Genomic DNA, 20,954 nt, shown 5'->3' with positions numbered 1-20,954 from the left:
CCCGCCCCGCCCTGTCCCGCCCGGAGCGCCGGCCGGGTGACACGGCGTCAGACCAGGCGGGACGACCGCACCCGAGAATGATCTGGAACGACAAGGCCGACGCCATCAAGTTCTGACCGGTTCCATCCCAGGAACGTCACGGCGGCGGTACCGATCGCTCCGGTACCGCTACCGTGACATCCCGCTCTGGTCCACGCACGCGACGGAGACACCCGTGAAGCGCACCCCCCACACCGCCGCTGCCCTGGCTCTAGGTGCCGTCCTGCTGGCCGGCACGGCAGCGTGCAGCACCGAGAAGGCCGCCGAGCCCGACAAGATCGGCGTGGTCGAGAAGCTGCCCGAGGACACGAACGAAGCGCAGTCGAAGAAGAACGCCCAGGAATTCCGCTCCTGGGTCGCCGAGCACGGGACCGCCCAGCAGAAGCAGGCCGCCGGGCGCGTCGACCGCATCCTGGGCGAGTGGAACGAACACACCGGCAACGCCTACATCTCCACCGACATCAACGGCGGCAAGACCCCGGTGAAGGACCCGCGGGCGGCCGCCGCCGCCATAGCCGACGCCTTCGCCGAGTGGAAGGACTCCGAGCAGGGGTACGCCTCGGTCTATGACGTCTTCGGCAACGCGGTCCTCACCAACCAGCGGTTCTAAGCCCCGGCCGCGCCGCCCCGAAAGCCCGGAGGGAATGCCCTCCGGGCTTCTCCTGTTACAGCTGGCAGAAAGTTCAACGCTCAACTAAAGTGGGACGCACGTCGCCCGAGGAGGAACCGACCATGCCCGCTGTGACCGTCGAGAACCCGTTGACGCTGCCCCGAGTGAGCGCACCCGCCGACGCCGTGGCACGTCCCGTGCTCGCCGTCACCACCGCGCCCAGCGGTTTCGAGGGCGAGGGCTTCCCGGTGCGCCGCGCGTTCGCCGGGATCAACTACCGCCACCTCGACCCGTTCATCATGATGGACCAGATGGGCGAGGTGGAGTACGCGCCGGGCGAGCCCAAGGGCACCCCCTGGCACCCCCACCGCGGCTTCGAGACCGTCACCTACATCATCGACGGGATCTTCGACCACCAGGACAGCCACGGCGGCGGCGGCACCATCACCAACGGCGACACCCAGTGGATGACGGCCGGCTCCGGCCTGCTCCACATCGAGGCGCCGCCGGAGCACCTGGTCGTCTCGGGCGGCCTCTTCCACGGCCTCCAGCTGTGGGTGAACCTCCCGGCCAAGGACAAGATGATGGCCCCGCGCTACCAGGACATCCGCGCGGGCAGCGTCCAGCTGCTCACCTCCCCCGACGGCGGCGCGCTGCTCCGCGTCATCGCGGGCGAGCTGGACGGCCACGAGGGCCCCGGCATCACCCACACCCCCATCACCATGATCCACGCGACGCTCGCCCCGGGCGCGGAGATCACCCTCCCCTGGCGGGAGGACTTCAACGGCCTGGCGTACGTCCTCGCGGGCCGGGGAGCGGTCGGCGCCGAGCGCCGCCCGGTCCACATGGGCCAGACCGCCGTCTTCGGCACCGGCTCCTCCCTGACCGTCCGCGCGGACGAACGGCAGGACTCCCACACCCCCGACCTGGAGGTCGTCCTCCTCGGCGGCCGGCCCATCCGCGAGCCCATGGCCCACTACGGCCCGTTCGTCATGAACACCAAGGACGAGCTGATGCAGGCGTTCGAGGACTTCCAGAAGGGCCGCCTCGGGACCGTCCCCGCGGTGCACGGAATGACGGAAGCGGGCCCGGGAGCCTGAGAAAAACCGCTAAGGTACGACAAGGCCCGAAGCCGCAACCTCGTTTTGCGACTTCGGGCCTTCTCCCTTCGGGGCTGCTCCGCTACGGCAGCACGTACACCGGCGCCCCGTCCTCCGCGCACCCCGCCTGACGCACGCACCCGCGCTTCAGCAACATCCGCAGACAGTCGTGCACCCGGTCGTGCGACAGACCCGTACGGGCGGCGATCTCCTCCACCCGATGACTCGCCCCACCGCGGACCAGCGCCGGAGCCAGGTAGGCGGCGACGGCATGGATGTCGTCGGTGACGACGAGGTTCTTCGCCCTCCACTTACTCAGAAGCTCCTGAGCGGTCAGAGTCCGCTCGACGGCCCCGCCGCGCTCGCCGGCCGACGACCGGAGCGACTCGGCGATGCCCTGAAGCACCTCCGCGATCTTTTCCTGGCTCCGGGTCATCTGCCGCAGCAGACCGGTCTGCTCCCGCTGGAACGCCAGCAGGGCCTCGTCCGCCCGGATGTTCCGCTCCTCCAGCCGGACGATCGCGTCGGCGACCTGCTGGGGCATGGCGTAGGCGGTACCGCCGGTGGGGGCGGGCTGCACGGCGGCCGGTTCGAGGGCGTAGGAACCGTCGCGCTGGATGGTGGCGATCACCTCGGAGACCCACGTCTTGAAGGGTTCACACTGTGGCTTGGTGCAGCCGTTGACCAAGCGGATCAGACCGTGCAGATCGACGAGATTCATGTCTCGCCGCCACTCTCGACCTGCGGGAATGCTGAGAGCGTAACCTCCAGTTACTGTCTCGAGAAGGTCTCGGTTCTCCTCGGGGACATGATCGAGCAATGCCTTGCGCGAGTTCGCGTATCCCAAGTGCTTGCACACGTCCACCGCCGGGAACCAGTGGCTCCCGTCCGGCATCGTCAGCCTCCGCACCCGCGCCCCAGTGGCCGCGAACACGAAGTCGTTGACGTCGATCGCGTCCCGCTTGCGTACCGTCGGCTCGTCCGACGGGATGTTCTTCTGCTCGTGCATCGAGCATCACCTCCGCCACGCAAGCTAGGAAGCGGGCGAGGAGGCACGCGGCGATAGCAAGGATGTTCACCCCTTAGGGGACAAAGGCAACGATTCTGCACCGTTGCGGGGCACTCAGGCGGCCCGCAATGCCCTCTCAGCCCCCGTACATCCGCCGCATCGCGAAGTCCACCATCTCCTCCACCGCCTTCGCGTCGAAGACGATCCGGTGTTCGCCCTCCATGTCGAGGACGAAGCCGTAGCCGGTGGGGAGGAGGTCGATGACCTCGGCGCCGGTGATGACGAAGTACTTGGACTCCTTGCCCGCGTAGCGGCGCAGCTCCTTCAGCGAGGTGAACATGGGGATCACCGGCTGCTGGGTGTTGTGCAGGGCGAGGAAGCCGGGGGTGTCGCCCCGGGGGCAGTAGACCTTGGACGTGGCGAAGATCTGCTGGAAGTCCTCGGCGGTCATCTGCCCGGTGGTGAAGGAGCGGACCGCGTCGGCGAGGGAGGGCGGGGACGGCTCCGGGTACAGCGGCGGCTGCTGCCCGTAGCCCCCGGTGCCGGGCATCTGCTGCTGCGGCGGGGCGTACTGCTGCTGCGCTCCGGCGCTCTGGTCGTAGCCGTACATGCAGGCAAGGGTATCGACCGCCGCCGAGGGCTGGGTCACAGATGGCCGGTTCGGGGTTGCGCCTTATTACTGACGGGTAGCATCATCGTAGCTACTTGTTGGTACGTGAACTAGGTGCGAGGAGTCAGTGCCTCGCCGATCTCTCTCTACGGAGCCGTCGCCATGGGGCACTACAAGTCGAATCTCCGCGACATCGAGTTCAACCTCTTCGAAGTACTCGGGCGCGACAAGCTGTACGGCACCGGCCCGTTCGAGGAGATGGACGTCGACACCGCCAAGAGCGTTCTGGAGGAGCTGACGCGCCTCGCCGAGAACGAGCTGGCCGAGTCCTTCGCGGACGCCGACCGCAACCCTCCGGTCTTCGACCCGGAGACGAACACCGCGCCGATCCCCGAGTCCTTCAAGAAGAGCTACCAGGCCTTCATGGACTCCGAGTACTGGCGCCTCGGCCTGCCCGAGCCGATCGGCGGGACCACCGCCCCGCCGTCGCTGATCTGGGCGTACGCGGAGCTGATCCTCGGCGCGAACCCGGCCGTGTGGATGTACTCCTCCGGCCCGGCCTTCGCCGGGATCCTCTACGACGAGGGCAACGAGGTCCAGAAGAAGATCGCGCAGATCGCCGTCGAGAAGCAGTGGGGCTCCACCATGGTCCTCACCGAGCCCGACGCGGGGTCCGACGTCGGTGCCGGGCGCACCAAGGCGATCCAGCAGGAGGACGGCTCCTGGCACATCGAGGGCGTGAAGCGGTTCATCACGTCCGGTGAGCACGACATGTCGGAGAACATCCTCCACTACGTCCTCGCCCGCCCCGAGGGCGCCGGCCCCGGCACCAAGGGCCTGTCCCTCTTCCTCGTCCCGAAGTACCTCTTCGACTTCGAGACCGGCGAGCTGGGCGAGCGCAACGGCGTCTACGCCACGAACGTCGAGCACAAGATGGGCCTGAAGGCGTCCAACACCTGCGAGATGACGTTCGGCGACCAGCACCCCGCCAAGGGCTGGCTGATCGGCGACAAGCACGACGGCATCCGCCAGATGTTCCGCATCATCGAGTTCGCCCGCATGATGGTCGGCACGAAGGCGATCTCGACGCTGTCGACGGGCTACCTCAACGCGCTGGAGTACGCCAAGGAGCGCGTCCAGGGTCCCGACCTGGCGAACTTCATGGACAAGACCGCGCCCAAGGTCACCATCACGCACCACCCGGACGTCCGCCGCTCGCTGATCACGCAGAAGGCGTACGCGGAGGGCATGCGCGCCCTCGTCCTCTACACGGCCTCGATCCAGGACGCGATCCAGGTCAAGGAGGCCGCGGGCGAGGACGCCAAGGCCGAGCACGCGCTCAACGACCTGCTCCTGCCGATCGTCAAGGGCTACGGCTCCGAGAAGGGCTACGAGCAGCTCGCCCAGTCGCTGCAGACCTTCGGCGGCTCCGGCTTCCTCCAGGAGTACCCGATCGAGCAGTACATCCGGGACTCCAAGATCGACACCCTGTACGAGGGCACCACGGCGATCCAGGGCCAGGACTTCTTCTTCCGGAAGATCGTCCGCAACCAGGGCGCCGCGCTGAACTCGCTCGCCGAGGACATCAAGAAGTTCCTCGCCCTCGGCACCGGCGGCGAGGCGCTGGCCGGCGCCCGCGAGCACCTGGCGAAGGCCGCCGTCGAGCTGGAGGCGATCGTCGGTCTGATGCTGACCGACCTCGCGGCCACCGAGCAGGACGTCAAGAACATCTACAAGGTGGGCCTCAACACCACCCGCCTGCTGATGGCCTCCGGTGACGTGATCGTCGGCTACCTGCTGCTCAAGGGTGCCGCCGTGGCGGCCGAGAAGCTGGAGTCGGCCTCCGCCAAGGACAAGGCGTTCTACGAGGGCAAGATCGCGGCGGCGAAGTTCTTCGCGGCCAACGTCCTGCCGGGCGTCACGCTGGCCCGCAAGGTCTCCGAGAACGTGGACCTGGAACTGATGGAGCTGGACGAGTCCGCGTTCTGATCCGGCTCGCCGGTTCCGCCGGCTGATCCGGCTCTCAACGGCGGCCCGCCCCTTCCTCACCGGATGGGGCGGGCCGCCGCCGTGCGTCCCGGCCGGTACGGCCGGCGAGGGCGGGGCGGAGGGCCGCCCGAAGGCCTCACGCACCCCACACCTCCCCACCACCGGACATCCCCGGCAACCCTGGGGAGCGCGCCCCCCGGAGCCTTATCGTGGCTGCCATGAGCGAACCCTCCCGCCCGTCTTCCGCCGCCGTCCCCCACCCGTTCGACCGCGGCCACACCGACGACCTGATGTCCTTCCTCGCGGCCAGCCCCTCGCCGTACCACGCGGTGGCCAACACCGCGGAGCGGCTGGAGAAGGCAGGCTTCCGGCAGGTCGCGGAGACGGACGCCTGGGACGGGACGAGCGGCGGCAGGTACGTCCTGCGCGGCGGCGCGATCGTGGCCTGGTACGTCCCCGAGGGCGCCGCGCCGCACACGCCGTTCCGGATCGTCGGCGCGCACACCGACTCCCCCAACCTGCGCGTCAAGCCGCTCCCCGACACCGGCGGGCACGGCTGGCGGCAGATCGCGGTGGAGATCTACGGCGGTCCGCTGATGAACTCCTGGCTCGACCGCGACCTGGGCCTGGCCGGCCGGCTCACCCTGCGGGACGGCTCGACCCGCCTGGTCAACGTCGACCGCCCGCTGCTGCGCGTCCCCCAGCTGGCCATCCACCTGGACCGCTCGGTCTCCGCGGAGGGCCTGAAGCTCGACAAGCAGCGGCACATGCAGCCGGTCTGGGGCCTCGGCGACGACGTCCGCGACGGCGACCTGATCGCCTTCCTGGAGCAGGAGGCGGGGCTGCCGGAGGGCTCGGTGACCGGCTGGGACCTGATGACCCACTCCGTGGAGGCACCGGCGTACCTGGGCCGCGACCAGGAGCTGGTGGCGGGCCCGCGCATGGACAACCTGCTGTCCGTGCACGCGGGCGCGGCGGCCCTCACCGCGGTGGCGACCGGACCGGACGCGGCCTCTCTGCCGTACATCCCGGTGCTGGCCGCCTTCGACCACGAGGAGAACGGCTCCCAGTCCGACACCGGCGCCGACGGCCCGCTGCTCGGCAACGTGCTGGAGCGCTCGGTGTACGCGCGCGGGGGCTCGCTCGAGGACCGCGCCCGCGCCTTCGCCGGCACGGTCTGCCTGTCCTCGGACACCGGCCACGCCGTCCACCCCAACTACGCGGAACGGCACGACCCGACGCACCACCCGCGCGTCGACGGCGGCCCCCTCCTCAAGGTGAACGTCAACAACCGCTACGCCACGGACGGTTCGGGCCGCGCGGTGTTCGCCGCCGCCTGCGAGAAGGCGGGCGTGCCCTTCCAGTCCTTCGTCTCCAACAACTCCATGCCGTGCGGCACCACCATCGGCCCGATCACCGCCGCCCGCCACGGCATCCGCACGGTCGACATCGGCGTGGCCATCCTCTCCATGCACAGCGTCCGCGAACTGTGCGGCGCGAAGGACCCGTACCTGCTGGCCAACGCCCTCGTCGCGTTCCTGGAGGGCTAGCAGCCGCCGCCCACGGCGACAAGGGGGCGTGCACAGCGGGCTCCTGGGTACCCGTCACCGACCGGAAGCACCGGAACCACCGGACCGGACAGGAGGCGACAACTCATGGGCCTCGGCGGGTGCATCATCCTCATCGCCGTGGGAGCCATCCTCACTTTCGCGACCGACTGGGACATGCGGGGCGTCAACCTCGACCTGGTCGGGATCATCCTGATGATCGTCGGGCTGATCGGCGTGTCGACGTTCAGCAGCATCGCCCGCCGCCGGCGGGTGGTGGTACCCCCCACGACCCCGGTCGTCGACGAGGAGCCTCACCACCACCATCACCGGCGGGACGGGTACAGCGACGGATACGGCGTGTAGACGTCTCTCACGACTGCCCCGCGGCCGTCACGACAGCGCGTGCCCCGTCGTCGCGTCGACGTGGTCGGGTACCGGGTCGTGGCGGTCGCCGACGGTGAGGGTGCCCGTGGGTTCGAAGAGGAGGATCTGGGTGGGGACCGGCGCGTAGGGCTTGTGCTCGACGCCGCGGGGGACGGTGAACACCGAGCCCTTGGGCAGGACGACCGTGCGCTCGCCCGCCGGTTCCCGCAGGCCGATGTGGAGTTCGCCGTCGAGGACGAGGAAGAACTCGTCGGTGTGGTCGTGGGTGTGCCACAGGTGCTCGCCCTCGACCTTGGCGACGCGGACGTCGTAGTCGTTGACGGCCGTGACGATGCGGGGGCTCCAGCGCTCGTCGAAGGAGGCGAGCGCGGCGGTCAGGGAGATGGGTTCCATGCGGTCATCGTGCGGGGTGGTACGGGCCGACGACGAGTGCTAGGAATCGCATATGTCGCAAGGATCCTCTCAGCCGGCCGTCCGTCCGCACCGGGTCGCCGTGATCGTCGACGAGGGCACGAATCCCTTCGAGGTCGGCGTCGCTACCGAGCTGTTCGGGCTGCCCCGGCCCGAACTGGGGCTTCCGGCGCCGCTGTACGAGGTGACGCTGTGCACGCCCACGCCCGAGGTGCGGATGAACCACGGCTTCTTCCGTATGACGGGCGTGCCCGGGCTGGACGCGGTGGACGACGCGGACACGCTGGTCGTGCCCGGGCGGCCGGACAACGTCGTGCCGCGCGTGGCCCCCGTCCTGGACGCCATCCGCCGTACGCACGCGCGCGGCGCCCGGGTCGTCAGCTTCTGCACCGGCACCTTCGCGCTCGCCGAGGCCGGGCTGCTGGACGGGCGGCGGGCCACCACCCACTGGATGTGGGCGGACTCCTTCCGCGCGCTGCACCCCGGGGTGCTGCTGGAGCCCGACGTGCTGTTCGTCGACGAGGGCGACGTCCTGACCGCCGCCGGCAGCGCCGCGGCGCTCGACCTGGGCCTGCACCTGATCCGGCGCGACCACGGCGCCGAGATCGCCAACGCCGTGTCCCGGCGGCTGGTGTTCGCCGCCCACCGCGACGGCGGGCAGCGGCAGTTCGTGGAGCGGCCGGTGCCGGACGTACGCGACGAGTCGCTGGGACCGCTGCTGGCGTGGGCGCAGGAGCGGCTGGCCGAGCCGCTGACCGTGGCCGATCTCGCCGCCCGCGCGGCGGTGTCCCCCGCGACCCTGCACCGCCGGTTCCGGGCCCAGCTGGGCACCACCCCGCTGGCGTGGCTCACCGGGGAGCGGGTGGCGCTGGCCTGCCGGCTGATCGAGCGGGGCGAGGAACGCCTCGACGTGGTGGCCGCGCGCAGCGGTCTGGGCACCGCGGCGAACCTGCGGGCCCGGCTGCGCCGGGAGACCGGGCTCAGCCCCTCGGCCTATCGGCGGCGTTTCGGGACGGCCGCCGGGGAAGCGCTGGTGTCATGAGATACCTCGTACGCGACCGGCTCCTGGGCTTCGGCGACGACTACTGGATCGAGGACGAGCACGGCGAGAGGGCGTTCCTCGTCGACGGCAAGGCCATGCGGCTGCGGGACACCTTCGAGCTGAAGGATCCCGAGGGGCGGGTGCTGATCGACATCCGGGAGAAGATGCTCGCCCTGCGCGACACCCTGCTCATCGAGCGGGAGGGCGAAGCCCTGGCGAGCATCCGCCGCAAACGGCTGTCCCTGCTGCGCAACCACTACCGCGTGATCCTGGTCGACGGCACCGAACTGGACGTCAGCGGCAAGATCCTCGACCGCGAGTTCGCCATCGAGTACGACGGTGAACTCCTCGCCGTCATCTCCCGCCGCTGGCTGCACCTGCGCGACACCTACGGCGTCGACGTGGTCCGCGAGGACGCCGATCCGGCGCTGCTCATCGCGGTGGCGGTGTGCGTCATCCACCTTGCGGAGCGGGAGGGGGAGGAGGACTGAGGGCGCCTTCCCGCGCGGCGGCCGGTCGGCGGCGGGTGGCTCCAGGCCGCGGCGGCCGGTCAGCGGAGCGGTGGCTCCACGCCCAGCACCCGGTCCTTGAGGGCCGGGAACTGATCCCGGGTCACCGCGACCCGGCCGGGGTCGAATTCCACGGTGAGCACCTGCTCGCCGGGGCCCGCCTCGGCCAGGACCTCACCCCAGGGATCGACCACGATCGAGTGACCCGCCTGGGGAACCCGGGCGTGCGTGCCGGCCGTTCCACAGGCGAGAACGAAGGCCTGGTTCTCCACCGCCCTGGCCTGGGCGAGCAGCGTCCAGTGGGAGCGGCGGCGCTCCGGCCAGCCCGCCGGGATCACGAAGGTCTCGGCACCGGCGTCCACGAGGCCGCGGAAGAGTTCGGGGAAACGGAGGTCGTAGCAGGTGGCCACGCCCACAGTCGTCTCGGGGAGACGGACCGTCACCAGATCGCGCCCCGCGCCCATCAGCACGGCCTCGCCCTTGTCGAAGCCGAAGCGATGGATCTTGCGGTAGGCGGCGGCCAGTTCACCGGAGGGGGAGAAGACGAGGGAGGTGTTGTAGAGGGGGCCCTCGGGGTCGCGCTCGGGGATGGACCCGGCGTGCAGCCACACGCCCGCGTCGCTCGCCGCCTTGGCCATGGCCTCGTACGTCGGGCCGTCCAGCGGCTCGGCCTCCCGGCCGAACTCCTCGTAGGCGAAGGCGCCGGTGGTCCACAGCTCCGGCAGGACGACCAGGTCGGCGCCCGCCTGCTCACGGATGAGGGAGGCGACCCGACGCCGCCGCGTTTCGACCGATTCGCCCTCGTCTACGGCGATCTGGATCAGAGAGGCGCGCACAGTACCACCGTCCTGGCAATCGAGCCGTCCGCAAGGGCGTCCACACCGCTGTCCACTCAGGCCTACGATCGTCACACGAAAGGCCTGCCGGGGTGCCTTCCAGCAGCGTAACTTAGCGAGCAAGACACCCGCCGACAGCCGCCACCTCCCACTGGCAACGCCGCCACCACCTGCCCGTGTACCGACCGCCGAGGGGTCCCGTTCCGTGAGTCTGCATCCCACCCTCCAGCCCTACGCCGACGCCTGGACCCACTCCATCGAAGCGATATCCGAGCTGGTGCAGCACCTGGTGGAGGCCGACTGGAACCGGCGTACGCCCTGCCCGGCCTGGTCGGTGCGCGACGTCGTGTCCCATGTCATCGGCCTGGACTGCGAGATGCTGGGCGACCCGCGCCCCATCCACACCCTCCCGCGCGACCTGTTCCACGTGACCACCGACCACCAGCGCTACATGGAGATGCAGGTCGACGTCCGCCGCCACCACACGGCGCCGGAGATGACCGCCGAGCTGGAGTACACGGTCATCCGCCGCAACCGGCAGCTGCGCAACGAGTCCCGCGACCCCGGTACGAAGGTGCGCGGCCCGCTGGGCGCGGAGCTGACGCTGGAGGAGTCGATGCGCCGGCACGCGTTCGACGTGTGGGTGCACGAGCAGGATCTGCGCACCGCCCTCGGCCGCCCCGGCAACCTGGACTCGCCGGGCGCCCACGTCGCCCGTGACGTGCTGCTGGAGGCCCTGCCGCACGTGGTCGCCGAGCGCGCCGACGCGCCGCGCAGCTCCGCGGTCGTCTTCGACGTGCACGGCCCGGTGGAGTTCCTGCGCACGGTGCGGGTCGACATCCACGGCCGCGGCACCCTGGAGACGGCGCCCGCGCTGGGCCCGGCCGCGTCGCTCACCCTGGACTGGGAGACGTACGTCCGTCTGGCCTGCGGCCGGGTGACCCCGGCGGCGGTCGCGGACCGGGTGAAGACGGAGGGCGACCAGGACCTGGCGGCGGCGATCCTGCGGCACTTCACGGTGACTCTGTGAGCCGGTGGCCGCGGCCGTTCACGGTGACTCCGTGACCGTTCGCGGCGACTCCGTGACCGTTCGCGGTGACTCCGTGACCGTTCGCGGTGACTCCGTGACCATTCGCGGTGACTCCGTGACCGTTCGCGGTGGCTGCTGACCGTGCACGGCGAGGGGCGACCGCCGCCCGTCCCCGTGGCTGCCCCAGAGGTCGCGCCACTGCCGCTCCCGCGCGGGGCGCGCGCCGTCACGCCTGTACGCGCACCCTCACGCCGGTACGTGCACCGTCTCCACTCTGCTCGCCACCAGCCGCTCCCGCTCGCGCCGTGCCGCGCGGCCGCGCAGGCGCAGGATCTGGCTGACGCCGAGGGCCTGGAGCACGAAGACCGCGGAGAAGGCGACGGTGTAGTCGTCGCCGGTCGCGTCCAGGAGCACACCGATCGCGAACAGGGTCGCCATGGAGGCGGTGAAACCGCCCATGTTGGTGATGCCGGACGCCGTGCCCTGACGCTCCGGCGGGTTCGCCGGGCGGGCGAAGTCGAACCCGATCATCGAGGCGGGTCCGCAGGCGCCGAGCACCGCGCACAACACCACGAGCAGCCACATCGGCGCGCGCTCGCCGGGCCAGGAGAGGGTCGTCGCCCACAGCACCGCGGTGGCGCCGACCGTGCCGAGCGCGAGGGGCAGCCGCGCCCCGTGGTGGCGGGCGACGATCTGGCCGTAGACCAGGCCGACCGCCATGTTGGACAGCACGACCAGGGTCAGCAGTTCACCGGCCGCCGCGCGGGACAGGCCCTGCGCCTCGACCAGGAACGGCATGCCCCACAGCAGCAGGAACACCATCGCCGGGAACTGGGTGGTGAAGTGCACCCACAGCCCGAGCCGGGTGCCCGGCTCCCGCCAGGAGGCGGCGATCTGGCGGCGGACGTAAGTCGCTCCCTGGTGCCGGACCGGCTCCGGCTCGTGGCCCTCGGGGTGGTCCTTCAGGAAGAGCAGCAGCAGGACGAGGACGACGACACCGGCGAGCGCGCTGCCCGCGAACGCCTGGGTCCAGCCGATGCCGTGCAGCAGCCGGGCGAGGACCAGGGTGGAGACCAGGTTGCCCGCCATGCCGACGAGCCCGGCGAGCTGCGCGATCAGCGGCCCGCGGCGGGCCGGGAACCAGCGGGTGCCGAGCCGCAGCACGCTGATGAACGTCATGGCGTCACCGCAGCCGAGCAGCGCGCGCGAGGCGAGCGCCATGCCGTACGACGGGGAGAAGGCGAAGCCGAGCTGGCCGGCCGTGAACAGGACGACGCCGATGGCCAGCACCTTCTTGGTGCCGAGCCGGTCGACCAGCAGGCCGACGGGGATCTGCATCCCGGCGTAGACCAGCAGCTGGAGGATGGAGAACGTCGACAGGGCGGAGGCGTTGACGTGGAAGCGGTCGGCGGCGTCGAGACCGGCCACGCCCAGGGACGTGCGGAAGATGACGGCGACGAAGTAGACGGCGACGCCGATCGACCAGACGGCGACCGCGCGCCGGCCGCCCGGTGGATCGCCCGGCAGGGATATCGACGGCGCGCTCACCGGACCTCCCCCCGTGCCAGGTGCGAGAACCAGCCGACGTGCCGGTGGACGACCGCGACGGCGGTCTCGGCGTCGCCGGAGCGCAGCGCGTTCAGGATCTCCTCGTGCTCGTCGAGGTTCTTGGCGATGCGGTCGGGGTGGGAATGCATCACGGCGACGCCCATGCGCAGCTGGCGGTCGCGGAGCTGGTCGTAGAGGCGGGAGAGGATGTCGTTGCCGCCGCTGCGGACGATCTCGGCGTGGAAGCAGCGGTCGGTGACCGCGACGGCGGCCAGGTCCCCGGCCGCGGCCTGCTCCTGCTGCTGGGCGAGCAGCTGCTCCAGGCGCGCGATCAGCGCGGGCGAGGCGGGGACGGCCTTGCGGGCGGCGTGCTCCTCGACCAGCAGGCGGGTCTCGACGACGTCGGCGATCTCCTGCGCGGAGACCGGCAGGACGAGGGCGCCCTTCTTCGGGTAGAGCTTGATGAGCCCTTCGGCCTCCAGCCGCAGCAGCGCCTCGCGCACCGGGGTGCGCGAGACCCCCACGGCCTCGGCCAGCTCGCCTTCGGTGAGCAGCGTCCCGCCTTCGTAGCTGCGGTCCAGGACGCCTTGTTTGACGTGGGTGTAGACGCGGTCGGCGGCGGGCGGTTGCTTCACGGCGGCCAGGGTCATGCCGACAGGATAGATACAACACGTACGCATGAGCGGAGTCGTCCAGCATGCGGACCGGTGAATTCTCGATGCGCGTACAACCCTTGCCACCCGTCACGCGTCACACGTATGCGGCCTCCCCTGCCCCTCAGTCACCAACTCGGCCGCGCACCAGGGGCATTCAGACGTATTCGGGGTACATCAGTTGACAACCGGCATCAAGGGCATCCGTCTCCGCAAAGCCGTCGCCGTGACCTTCACCGCCGGCGCCGTGTTCGCGACCGGAGCCCTCACCGCGGCGCCCGCGCAGGCCGCCACCGCGCCTTCCGTCTCCGCCAAGGGCGCCTTCATGCTCAACAGCGCGACGGGGTCCACGCTCTACAGCAAGTACGCCGACACCAAGCGGCCCATGGCCAGCACCACGAAGATCATGACGGCTCGGGTGGTGCTGAGCACGCCCGACCTGAACCTGGACCGCAAGGTCACCATCAAGCAGGCGTACCGCGACTACGTGGCCGCCAAGGGCGCGAGCACCGCCGACCTGAAGACCGGCGACAAGGTCACCGTCCGCCAGCTGCTGCACGCGCTGATGCTGCCGTCCGGCTGTGACGCCGCGATGGCCCTCGCGGACACCTTCGGCACCGGCACGTCGGTCTCGGCGCGCACCAAGTCGTTCATCAGCAAGATGAACACCAAGGCCAAGGACCTCGGCCTGACGAACACTCACTTCGACTCGTTCGACGGCAACTCGACGCAGAACACCAACTACACGACGCCGCGCGACCTCGCGAAGCTCACCCGCAGCGCGATGAAGTACTCCACCTTCGCGGGCATCGTGAAGAAGCAGAAGACCGTGCAGTACGCGTCGACGAGCACCGGCGGCACCCGCACCTACACCTGGTACAACACCAACAAGCTGCTGGGCTCCTACAGCGGCGCGATCGGTGTGAAGACCGGCACCAACACCCCGGCCGGGCCGTGCCTCGTCTTCGCCGGGACCCGGGACGGCAAGACCGTCGTCGGCGTGCTCCTCAACGACACGAACCGCTTCACCGACGCCGCCAAGCTGATGGACTACGCCTTCGGCTCCAGCTCGGCCAGCACGATGCAGCTGCGCACCCTCCCGCAGGGCGCCCAGCGCGACTGACGCACACCGTCCACGCAGGGCCCGCCGCACCCAGCGGCGGGCCTTTCGCGTGCATCCGCCCGCGCCGACGGGCGGTGTCCGGAGAGGATGGGCCCATGCTTGACTCCGCCTCCTGGAAGTCCGCCCTCCTCGACGTCCTCGGCAGCGGCTGGACCTTCGCCCGGGTCGGTCCGCGCCGCCACGAGGACTGGCGGCGGGACGTGGTGGCGGTCATGACGCTCCGCGCCGAGGATCCGCGCCGCTGGCACGGCTTCGACTACGCCCCGGAGGTCGGCGAGGACCGCTCCGGCATCGGCGCCCCGTTCGTCCGCTGGCCCCTGGACCAGCTCGGCGCCTGTCTGTACGAGGTACGCCGGGCGTCGGCCGAGCAGATGCTCGTCGCCCTCCAGGGCGAGCTGTACCAGGCCTCCCGCATCCCGGACTTCGACCGCCGCAGGGACGGTCTGTTCCGCAGTGCCCGGCAGGTGCTGTCCCGCTTCGGCCCGCGGGCGCGGTACTTCACCAACGCCTCGGAGGCGCGGGGCCATCCGGACGCCTGCCTCCTCGACGCGGACACCGCGTGGGAGTGCCTGTCCGTGTTCACCACCGACTGCGGTCTGGTCGCCGTGTCCGACACGGAGGTCGGTGTCTTCTGGGCCTTCTGGGAGGACTGACGCGCCCCGCGCCGGCCCTGGAGCGGGAGCCGCGCACCCCGGAGGGGCGCGGCTCCCCGGGTGTCACGCCCAGGTGATCAGCCGCTTCGGCTGTTCCAGGATCGCCGCCACGTCGGCCAGCACCTTGGAGCCCAGTTCGCCGTCGACCAGGCGGTGGTCGAAGGAGAGGGCGAGGGTGGTGACCTGGCGGGGCTTGACCTTGCCCTTGTGGACCCAGGGCTGGGGCTTGATCGCGCCGACCGCGAGGATCGCGGACTCGCCGGGGTTGAGGATCGGCGTGCCGGTGTCGACGCCGAAGACGCCGACGTTGGTGATGGTGATCGTGCCGCCCTGCATGGCCGCGGGGGACGTCTTGCCCTCGCGGGCCGTGCTCACCAGCTCGCCCAGGGACTGGGCCAGCTGCGGCAGGGTCTTGGCGTGGGCGTCCTTGATGTTCGGCACGATCAGGCCGCGCGGGGTGGCCGCCGCGATGCCCAGGTTGACGTAGTGCTTGACCACGATCTCCTGGGCGGCCTCGTCCCAGGACGCGTTGATGTCCGGGTTGCGCTTGACCGCGACGAGCAGGGCCTTGGCGATCAGCAGCAGCGGGTTCACCCGCAGGCCGGTGAACTCCTTGTCCTGCTTCAGCTCCTCGACCAGCTTCATGGTGCGCGTGACGTCGACCGTCACGAACTCCGTGACATGCGGCGCGGTGAACGCCGAGCCGACCATCGCGGCGGCCGTGGCCTTGCGGACGCCCTTGACCGGGATACGGGTCTCGCGCGCCGCGTCGTGGCCGACCGGGGCGGTGGCCGGGGCGACCGGGGCGGTCGGCGCGGCCGTCGGGGCGGGGGCCTGGGCCGGGACCTGCTCGGGGGCCCGCTGCGGCGGGGCCGCCGCCGCGTGGACGTCCTCGCGGGTGATGATGCCGTCCGGGCCGGTCGGGACGACCGTCGTCAGGTCCACGCCCAGGTCCTTGGCCAGCTTGCGGACCGGGGGCTTGGCCAGAGGGCGCGGCTTCTCCGCCGCGGGCGCCCGGCCGTGGCCGTTCAGCTCCGCCTGGATCACCGTCGAGGCCGGCGCGACCGCGACCTCGGGGCCCTTGCGGGGGCGGCGCTTGGTCGAGGTGGTGGCCACGCCGTAACCGACGAGGACCGGCTGGCGGCCCTCCGGCTGCGGCTCCTCGGCCTGGGGGGCCTCCGCCTGGGGCACGGGGGCCGGCTGGGGCGCCTCGGCCGCCGGGGCGGCGCCCGCGACCTCGACCGCGATGATCGACGTGCCCACGTCGACCGTGGTGCCCTCGGGGAAGTGCAGCGCGCGGACCACACCGTCGTACGGGATGGGAAGCTCGACGGCGGCCTTCGCCGTCTCCACCTCGCACACGATCTGGCCGTCGGTGACCGTGTCACCCGGCTGGACGTACCACTTGAGGATCTCCGCCTCGGTGAGCCCCTCGCCCACGTCCGGCATCTTGAACTCGCGTACGGACGCTTCCGTCATCGTCGTCACGACCCTCTCCTCAGTACGCCAGGGCACGGTCGACGGCGTCGAGCACCCGGTCCAGGCCCGGGAGGTACTCCTCCTCCAGCCGCGCGGGCGGGTACGGCGCGTGGTAGCCGCCGACCCGGAGCACGGGGGCCTCCAGGTGGTAGAAGCAGCGCTCGGTGATCCGGGCGGCGATCTCCGCGCCGGAGCCGAAGAACACCGGCGCCTCGTGGACGACGACCAGACGGCGGGTCTTCTCCACCGACGCCTGGATGGCGTCGAAGTCGAGCGGGGAGACCGAGCGCAGGTCCAGGACCTCGAGGGACTTGCCCTCCTCGGCGGCCGCGGCGGCGACCTCCAGGCAGGTCTTGACCATCGGGCCGTAGGCGGCCAGCGTCAGGTCGGTGCCCTCGCGGACCACGCGGGCGCTGTGCAGCGGGCCGGGGATGGCCTCGGTGTTGACCTCGCCCTTGTCCCAGTACCGCCGCTTGGGCTCGAAGAAGATCACCGGGTCGTCGCTCTGGATGGCCTGCTGCATCATCCAGTAGGCGTCCGACGCGTTGGAGGGGCTGACGATCTTCAGGCCGGCCACGTGGGCGAACAGCGCCTCCGGGGACTCGGAGTGGTGCTCGACCGCGCCGATACCGCCGCCGTAGGGGATGCGCACGACGACGGGCAGCTTGACCTTGCCCAGCGAGCGGGCGTGCATCTTCGCGAGCTGCGTGACGATCTGGTCGTACGCCGGGAAGACGAAGCCGTCGAACTGGATCTCCACCACCGGGCGGTACCCGCGCAGGGCGAGGCCGATCGCCGTGCCGACGATGCCGGACTCGGCGAGGGGGGTGTCGATGACGCGGCTCTCGCCGAAGTCCTTCTGCAGGCCGTCGGTGACCCGGAAGACACCGCCGAGCTTGCCGACGTCCTCGCCCATGATCAGGACCTTGGGGTCGGACTCCAGGGCACGGCGCAGCGACTCGTTGATCGCCTTGGCCAGGGCCATCTTCTCCGCTGCCATGTCAGACCCCCTCTGCGTCCGCGAACGACGCCTGGTAGGCGGCGAACTGGGCTCGTTCCTCGTCGACGAGCGCGTGCCCGTCCGCGTACACGTTCTCGAAGATGGCGAAGTGGTCCGGGTCCGGCATGGCGCGGACCGCCTCGCGCACTCGTTTGCCCAACGCCTCGCTCTCGGCCTCCAGTTCCGCGAAGAATCCCTCGTCCGCGTGGTTTGAGGCCTCCAGATAGCGGCGAAGGCGCAGGATCGGGTCCTTGGCCTCCCAGGCCAGGCGCTCCTCGTCGCCCCGGTAGCGGGTGGGGTCGTCGGAGGTGGTGTGGGCGCCCATGCGGTAGGTGTACGCCTCGACGAGGGTCGGGCCCTCGCCGGCGCGGGCCCGCTCCAGGGCCCACTTCGTCACCGCGAGGCAGGCCAGCACGTCGTTGCCGTCGACGCGGACGCCGGGGAAGCCGTAGCCCTGGGCGCGCTGGTAGAGCGGGACGCGGGTCTGCTTCTCGGTGGGCTCGGAGATGGCCCACTGGTTGTTCTGGCAGAAGAACACCACGGGGGCGTTGTAGACCGCGGAGAAGGTGAAGGACTCGGCCACGTCGCCCTGGCTGGAGGCGCCGTCGCCGAAGTAGGCGATGACCGCGCTGTCCGCGCCGTCCTTGGCGATGCCCATGGCGTAGCCGGTGGCGTGCAGCGTCTGGGAGCCGATGACGATCGTGTACAGGTGGAAGTTGTTGCCGTTCGGGTCCCAGCCGCCGTTGTTCACGCCGCGGAACATGCCGAGCAGGTTGGTCGGGTCGACCCCGCGGCACCAGGCGACGCCGTGCTCGCGGTAGGTGGGGAAGACGTAGTCGTCGTCGCGCAGGGCCCGGCCGGAGCCGATCTGGGCGGCCTCCTGGCCGAGCAGCGAGGCCCACAGGCCCAGCTCGCCCTGGCGCTGGAGCGAGGTCGCCTCGGCGTCGAAGCGGCGGGTGAGCACCATGTCGCGGTACAGCCCGCGCAGCTCCTCGGGGGTGATGCCGGCGACGTACGCGTCGTACTCGGCGTTCTTGACGCGCTTGCCTTCGGGTGTCAGCAGCTGCACGAGCTGGGGGTCGGTGCCCTTGTCGGCGCCGGTGCCCTTCTTCGCCGTCGTGCGCTTGCCGGCCGTGCTCTTCGTACTGGCGCTGCGTCGCGGTGTGCGCGCGGCAGTGCTCTCCACGGTCACGTGTGCTCCTCCGTCGGTCCGGCCCCCGGGTTCGCCGGTAAGGCCAGTGCGGCTCACCTGTTTCGACCACCGGGCACGGGGTGGGTGCCACTCGGCCGGGAACAGGCGTGACAGGTGCCCCGGCGAGCGCCCTGCAACCATCACGTTACCCAGTGCTCCACATTTCTGTGAAACCCCTCCTGACCTGCGATTTTGCTTGGAAATCCAAGTAAATCGAAAAGCCGGGAAGGAACCCTGGTCACAGCCTTGCAGGGGGCCGGAACACGGGCACGTTATCCCGGCCACCCAGGTCACGGGAAGAGTTCTGTGTGAGACTGATCGCGTGCGCGAAGACGGAAAAATCAGAGTATTTCTGCTGGACGATCACGAGATCGTCCGCCGTGGGGTGCACGAACTGCTGTCCGGAGCGGACGACATCGAGGTGGTCGGCGAGGCGGGCACGGCGGCCGCGCGCTGGTGCGGATTCCGGCCACCCGGCCCGACGTGGCCGTGCTGGACGTACGGCTGCCGGACGGCAGCGGGGTCGAGGTGTGCCGGGAGGTGCGCTCGGCCGACGAGGGCGTCAAGTGCCTGATGCCGACCTCCTTCGCCGACGACGAGGCGCTGTTCGACGCGATCATGGCGGGCACGGCGGGCTATGTGCTGAAGGCCATCCGGGGCAGCGAGCTGCTGACCGCCGTCCGCGCGGTGGCCGCGGGGAAGTCGCCGCTGGACCCGGTGGCGACCGCGCGCGTGCTGGAGCGGCTGCGGCACGGTGACAGCGGGGGACAGGGCGACGACAAACTCGCGCACCTGACGGACCAGGAACGCCGGATCCTGGAACTGATCGGTGAGGGACTGACCAACCGGCAGATCGGCGCCCACCTGCATCTCGCCGAGAAGACGATCAAGAATTACGTCTCCGGCCTGCTGGCGAAACCCGGTATGCAGCGGCGTGCGCAGGCGGCGGCTTACGTAGCCCGGATGCAGGCGGGAAAACACTGAACCGAGTGGTTCAGGACATCCGAGTGGTTTAAGGCGTCCTTATAAAGGACCGCGCACCTTATTCAGGACCTGACCGAAAGCGATCATCGGCGACTTCCTGTGACAACGCCCAGCTCATGGGCCCCGTCCGGTGCCCTAGCATCTGCCGCGTGCCGCGCCCCTGTGTACCACCCCCTGTGCCCCATGCGCCCCCGTTGAGCGCACTGCTCCGTCAGTACGGCGCGGGATCCGCCCTCACCTGCGTACCGGTCGACCAGGGGCTGCTGAACCGCGGCTACCGGCTGTGCACCACGCGTGGCCGCTACTTCCTCAAGCACCACTTCGACCCCGACACCGCCGACCCCGCGGCCATCGAGCGCCGGCACCGCGCCACCCAGCGGCTGGCCGCCCTCGGGGTGCCCGTCGCCCCGCCACTGGCCGGACGGGACGGGCGCACGGTCGCCGTCGTCGGCGGACACGCGTACGCCCTGCACCCCTGGATCGACGGCCGGCACCGGCACGGCGGCCAGCTCACCACCGGCCAGTGCGCCCGCCTCGGCGCCCTGCTCGGCGCCGTGCACGCGAGCCTGGAGCGCGTGATGCCACCCAAGGGGCGCACGCCCCCGGCGAAGCACCCCCATCCGGTGGAGAGCGCCGACCCCGCCGACACCTTCGACCTCATCGACGACCTCCTCGCGCGCGTGCGCCGCCACCGCCCCGCCGACTCCTTCGACGAACTGGCCCGGCACCGGCTCCTGGAGCGGCGCGCGCTGCTGGAGCGGCACGCGGACCGACGCCCCCCGCGCGGCGGCTCGGTGGGCTGGGTGCACGGCGACTTCCACCCGTTCAACGTGCTCTACCAGGGGGACGCCCCGGCCGCGATCGTCGACTGGGACCGGCTGGGCGTACAGCCCCGCGCGGAGGAGGCCGTACGCGCCGCCGCGATCTTCTTCGTGCAGCCCGCGGGCACCCTGGACCTGCCGAAGGTGCGGGCGTACGCGCGCGCGTACCGGCGCGCCGCCCAGGCCCCGCCCTCGGAACTGGCGGCGGCCGTGCACCGGGTGTGGTGGGAACGCCTCAACGACTTCTGGATGCTGCGCTGGCACTACGAGCGCGGCGACACCCGCGCGGACCCCCAGTTCCCCGCCGCCTCGGCGCTGGCGGTGTGGTGGACGCGGGAGTACGACGCGGTGTGCGGGGCGTTCGTGGAGTGACGCCCGCGCG

20 protein-coding genes and 1 pseudogene are annotated in these 20,954 nt (G+C 70.8%); 12 read left to right on the top strand and 9 right to left on the bottom strand.

Annotation, left to right across the window (positions count from 1 at the left end):
* Positions 1-214: 214 nt before the first annotated feature.
* Positions 215-649, top strand: coding sequence for a hypothetical protein (locus tag ACIG0D_RS18720; RefSeq protein WP_399801839.1), 435 nt, complete (start codon positions 215-217; stop codon positions 647-649).
* A 122-nt stretch (positions 650-771) separates the two neighbouring features.
* The gene (locus ACIG0D_RS18715) at positions 772-1,749 is read left to right on the top strand and encodes a pirin family protein (RefSeq protein ID WP_399801837.1); all 978 of its coding nucleotides are present in this window, start codon (positions 772-774) and stop codon (positions 1,747-1,749) included.
* 82 nt (positions 1,750-1,831) lie between these two features.
* Here ACIG0D_RS18715 and ACIG0D_RS18710 read toward each other — a convergent pair whose 3' ends face one another.
* Positions 1,832-2,758 carry a Bro-N domain-containing protein gene (locus ACIG0D_RS18710; RefSeq protein WP_399801834.1) on the bottom strand — a complete coding sequence of 309 codons (927 nt, stop codon included), beginning with the start codon at positions 2,756-2,758 and terminating at the stop codon, positions 1,832-1,834.
* Positions 2,759-2,894: 136 nt separating this feature from the next.
* Positions 2,895-3,368, bottom strand: coding sequence for an SseB family protein (locus ACIG0D_RS18705; RefSeq protein WP_399801831.1), 474 nt, complete (start codon positions 3,366-3,368; stop codon positions 2,895-2,897).
* A gap of 162 nt (positions 3,369-3,530) precedes the next feature.
* Between ACIG0D_RS18705 and ACIG0D_RS18700 the strand changes: the two genes are divergently transcribed.
* The 3 genes from ACIG0D_RS18700 to ACIG0D_RS18690 all read left to right on the top strand — a co-directional run bounded on the left by ACIG0D_RS18700 (position 3,531) and on the right by ACIG0D_RS18690 (position 7,270).
* Positions 3,531-5,357 carry an acyl-CoA dehydrogenase gene (locus ACIG0D_RS18700; protein WP_399801828.1) on the top strand — a complete coding sequence of 609 codons (1,827 nt, stop codon included), beginning with the start codon at positions 3,531-3,533 and terminating at the stop codon, positions 5,355-5,357.
* Positions 5,358-5,575: 218 nt separating this feature from the next.
* Positions 5,576-6,907 (top strand): M18 family aminopeptidase, encoded by a 1,332-nt coding sequence (locus ACIG0D_RS18695; RefSeq protein WP_399801826.1) that lies wholly within the window; start codon positions 5,576-5,578, stop codon positions 6,905-6,907.
* A 105-nt stretch (positions 6,908-7,012) separates the two neighbouring features.
* On the top strand, positions 7,013-7,270 hold the full coding sequence (locus ACIG0D_RS18690; RefSeq protein ID WP_365756902.1) for a DUF6458 family protein: 258 nt from the start codon (positions 7,013-7,015) through the stop codon (positions 7,268-7,270).
* 27 nt (positions 7,271-7,297) lie between these two features.
* On the opposite strand, the gene ACIG0D_RS18685 is transcribed toward ACIG0D_RS18690, so the two are convergent.
* On the bottom strand, positions 7,298-7,684 hold the full coding sequence (locus tag ACIG0D_RS18685) for a cupin domain-containing protein (RefSeq protein WP_399801821.1): 387 nt from the start codon (positions 7,682-7,684) through the stop codon (positions 7,298-7,300).
* Between the two features lie 52 nt (positions 7,685-7,736).
* Between ACIG0D_RS18685 and ACIG0D_RS18680 the strand changes: the two genes are divergently transcribed.
* Both ACIG0D_RS18680 and ACIG0D_RS18675 read left to right on the top strand, forming a co-directional pair.
* On the top strand, positions 7,737-8,744 hold the full coding sequence (locus ACIG0D_RS18680) for a GlxA family transcriptional regulator (RefSeq protein ID WP_399801818.1): 1,008 nt from the start codon (positions 7,737-7,739) through the stop codon (positions 8,742-8,744).
* Entirely contained in the window at positions 8,741-9,235 is a 495-nt protein-coding gene (locus ACIG0D_RS18675; RefSeq protein WP_399801815.1) for an LURP-one-related/scramblase family protein, read from the top strand. The genes ACIG0D_RS18680 and ACIG0D_RS18675 overlap by 4 nt, the downstream gene beginning before the upstream one ends.
* 59 nt (positions 9,236-9,294) lie before the next feature.
* Here ACIG0D_RS18675 and ACIG0D_RS18670 read toward each other — a convergent pair whose 3' ends face one another.
* On the bottom strand, positions 9,295-10,089 hold the full coding sequence (locus ACIG0D_RS18670; RefSeq protein WP_399801812.1) for a carbon-nitrogen family hydrolase: 795 nt from the start codon (positions 10,087-10,089) through the stop codon (positions 9,295-9,297).
* Positions 10,090-10,294: 205 nt separating this feature from the next.
* Between ACIG0D_RS18670 and ACIG0D_RS18665 the strand changes: the two genes are divergently transcribed.
* Positions 10,295-11,119, top strand: coding sequence for a maleylpyruvate isomerase family mycothiol-dependent enzyme (locus ACIG0D_RS18665; RefSeq protein WP_399801809.1), 825 nt, complete (start codon positions 10,295-10,297; stop codon positions 11,117-11,119).
* A 246-nt stretch (positions 11,120-11,365) separates the two neighbouring features.
* Here ACIG0D_RS18665 and ACIG0D_RS18660 read toward each other — a convergent pair whose 3' ends face one another.
* Together ACIG0D_RS18660 and ACIG0D_RS18655 are read right to left on the bottom strand one after the other, a co-directional pair.
* Complete coding sequence (locus tag ACIG0D_RS18660; RefSeq protein ID WP_399801806.1) at positions 11,366-12,667, bottom strand: nitrate/nitrite transporter; 1,302 nt, start codon at positions 12,665-12,667, stop codon at positions 11,366-11,368.
* Entirely contained in the window at positions 12,664-13,317 is a 654-nt protein-coding gene (locus ACIG0D_RS18655) for a GntR family transcriptional regulator (protein WP_399801803.1), read from the bottom strand. Before ACIG0D_RS18655 ends, ACIG0D_RS18660 begins: the two co-directional genes overlap by 4 nt.
* 184 nt (positions 13,318-13,501) lie before the next feature.
* On the opposite strand from ACIG0D_RS18655, the gene ACIG0D_RS18650 reads away from it, so the two are divergent.
* The gene (locus ACIG0D_RS18650; RefSeq protein WP_399801800.1) at positions 13,502-14,443 is read left to right on the top strand and encodes a D-alanyl-D-alanine carboxypeptidase family protein; all 942 of its coding nucleotides are present in this window, start codon (positions 13,502-13,504) and stop codon (positions 14,441-14,443) included.
* Positions 14,444-14,538: 95 nt separating this feature from the next.
* Positions 14,539-15,096, top strand: a complete 558-nt coding sequence (locus tag ACIG0D_RS18645; protein ID WP_399801797.1) for a hypothetical protein — start codon at positions 14,539-14,541, stop codon at positions 15,094-15,096.
* A 63-nt stretch (positions 15,097-15,159) separates the two neighbouring features.
* Here ACIG0D_RS18645 and ACIG0D_RS18640 read toward each other — a convergent pair whose 3' ends face one another.
* Genes ACIG0D_RS18640 through pdhA form a run of 3 tightly spaced genes read right to left on the bottom strand, consistent with a single transcriptional unit; the run spans position 15,160 to position 18,767 of the window.
* The gene (locus ACIG0D_RS18640; protein ID WP_399801795.1) at positions 15,160-16,584 is read right to left on the bottom strand and encodes a dihydrolipoamide acetyltransferase family protein; all 1,425 of its coding nucleotides are present in this window, start codon (positions 16,582-16,584) and stop codon (positions 15,160-15,162) included.
* A 10-nt stretch (positions 16,585-16,594) separates the two neighbouring features.
* The gene (locus ACIG0D_RS18635) at positions 16,595-17,575 is read right to left on the bottom strand and encodes an alpha-ketoacid dehydrogenase subunit beta (protein ID WP_166000567.1); all 981 of its coding nucleotides are present in this window, start codon (positions 17,573-17,575) and stop codon (positions 16,595-16,597) included.
* Between the two features lies 1 nt (position 17,576).
* Positions 17,577-18,767, bottom strand: coding sequence for a pyruvate dehydrogenase (acetyl-transferring) E1 component subunit alpha (gene pdhA, locus ACIG0D_RS18630; protein WP_399801792.1), 1,191 nt, complete (start codon positions 18,765-18,767; stop codon positions 17,577-17,579).
* A 322-nt stretch (positions 18,768-19,089) separates the two neighbouring features.
* Between pdhA and ACIG0D_RS18625 the strand changes: the two are divergent.
* Together ACIG0D_RS18625 and ACIG0D_RS18620 are read left to right on the top strand one after the other, a co-directional pair.
* Positions 19,090-19,751, top strand: a pseudogene (locus ACIG0D_RS18625) (response regulator).
* Positions 19,752-19,927: 176 nt separating this feature from the next.
* Complete coding sequence (locus ACIG0D_RS18620) at positions 19,928-20,944, top strand: phosphotransferase (RefSeq protein ID WP_365756925.1); 1,017 nt, start codon at positions 19,928-19,930, stop codon at positions 20,942-20,944.
* Positions 20,945-20,954: the final 10 nt, after the last annotated feature.

The sequence above is a fragment of the Streptomyces sp. NPDC052773 genome (assembly GCF_044547145.1).
Classification (GTDB): Bacteria; Actinomycetota; Actinomycetes; order Streptomycetales; family Streptomycetaceae; genus Streptomyces.
This window is presented reverse-complemented; position numbering and strand designations above follow the sequence as displayed.

Bases quoted from the DNA above. Each gene is read 5' to 3' on its own strand.
- ACIG0D_RS18715 (WP_399801837.1), top strand. From the start codon at position 772: ATGCCCGCTGTGACCGTCGAGAACCCGTTGACGCTGCCCCGAGTGAGC.
- ACIG0D_RS18710 (WP_399801834.1), bottom strand. From the start codon at position 2,758: ATGCACGAGCAGAAGAACATCCCGTCGGACGAGCCGACGGTACGCAAG.
- ACIG0D_RS18705 (WP_399801831.1), bottom strand. From the start codon at position 3,368: ATGTACGGCTACGACCAGAGCGCCGGAGCGCAGCAGCAGTACGCCCCG.
- ACIG0D_RS18700 (WP_399801828.1), top strand. From the start codon at position 3,531: ATGGGGCACTACAAGTCGAATCTCCGCGACATCGAGTTCAACCTCTTC.
- ACIG0D_RS18695 (WP_399801826.1), top strand. From the start codon at position 5,576: ATGAGCGAACCCTCCCGCCCGTCTTCCGCCGCCGTCCCCCACCCGTTC.
- ACIG0D_RS18690 (WP_365756902.1), top strand. From the start codon at position 7,013: ATGGGCCTCGGCGGGTGCATCATCCTCATCGCCGTGGGAGCCATCCTC.
- ACIG0D_RS18685 (WP_399801821.1), bottom strand. From the start codon at position 7,684: ATGGAACCCATCTCCCTGACCGCCGCGCTCGCCTCCTTCGACGAGCGC.
- ACIG0D_RS18680 (WP_399801818.1), top strand. From the start codon at position 7,737: ATGTCGCAAGGATCCTCTCAGCCGGCCGTCCGTCCGCACCGGGTCGCC.
- ACIG0D_RS18675 (WP_399801815.1), top strand. From the start codon at position 8,741: ATGAGATACCTCGTACGCGACCGGCTCCTGGGCTTCGGCGACGACTAC.
- ACIG0D_RS18655 (WP_399801803.1), bottom strand. From the start codon at position 13,317: ATGACCCTGGCCGCCGTGAAGCAACCGCCCGCCGCCGACCGCGTCTAC.
- ACIG0D_RS18645 (WP_399801797.1), top strand. From the start codon at position 14,539: ATGCTTGACTCCGCCTCCTGGAAGTCCGCCCTCCTCGACGTCCTCGGC.
- ACIG0D_RS18635 (WP_166000567.1), bottom strand. From the start codon at position 17,575: ATGGCAGCGGAGAAGATGGCCCTGGCCAAGGCGATCAACGAGTCGCTG.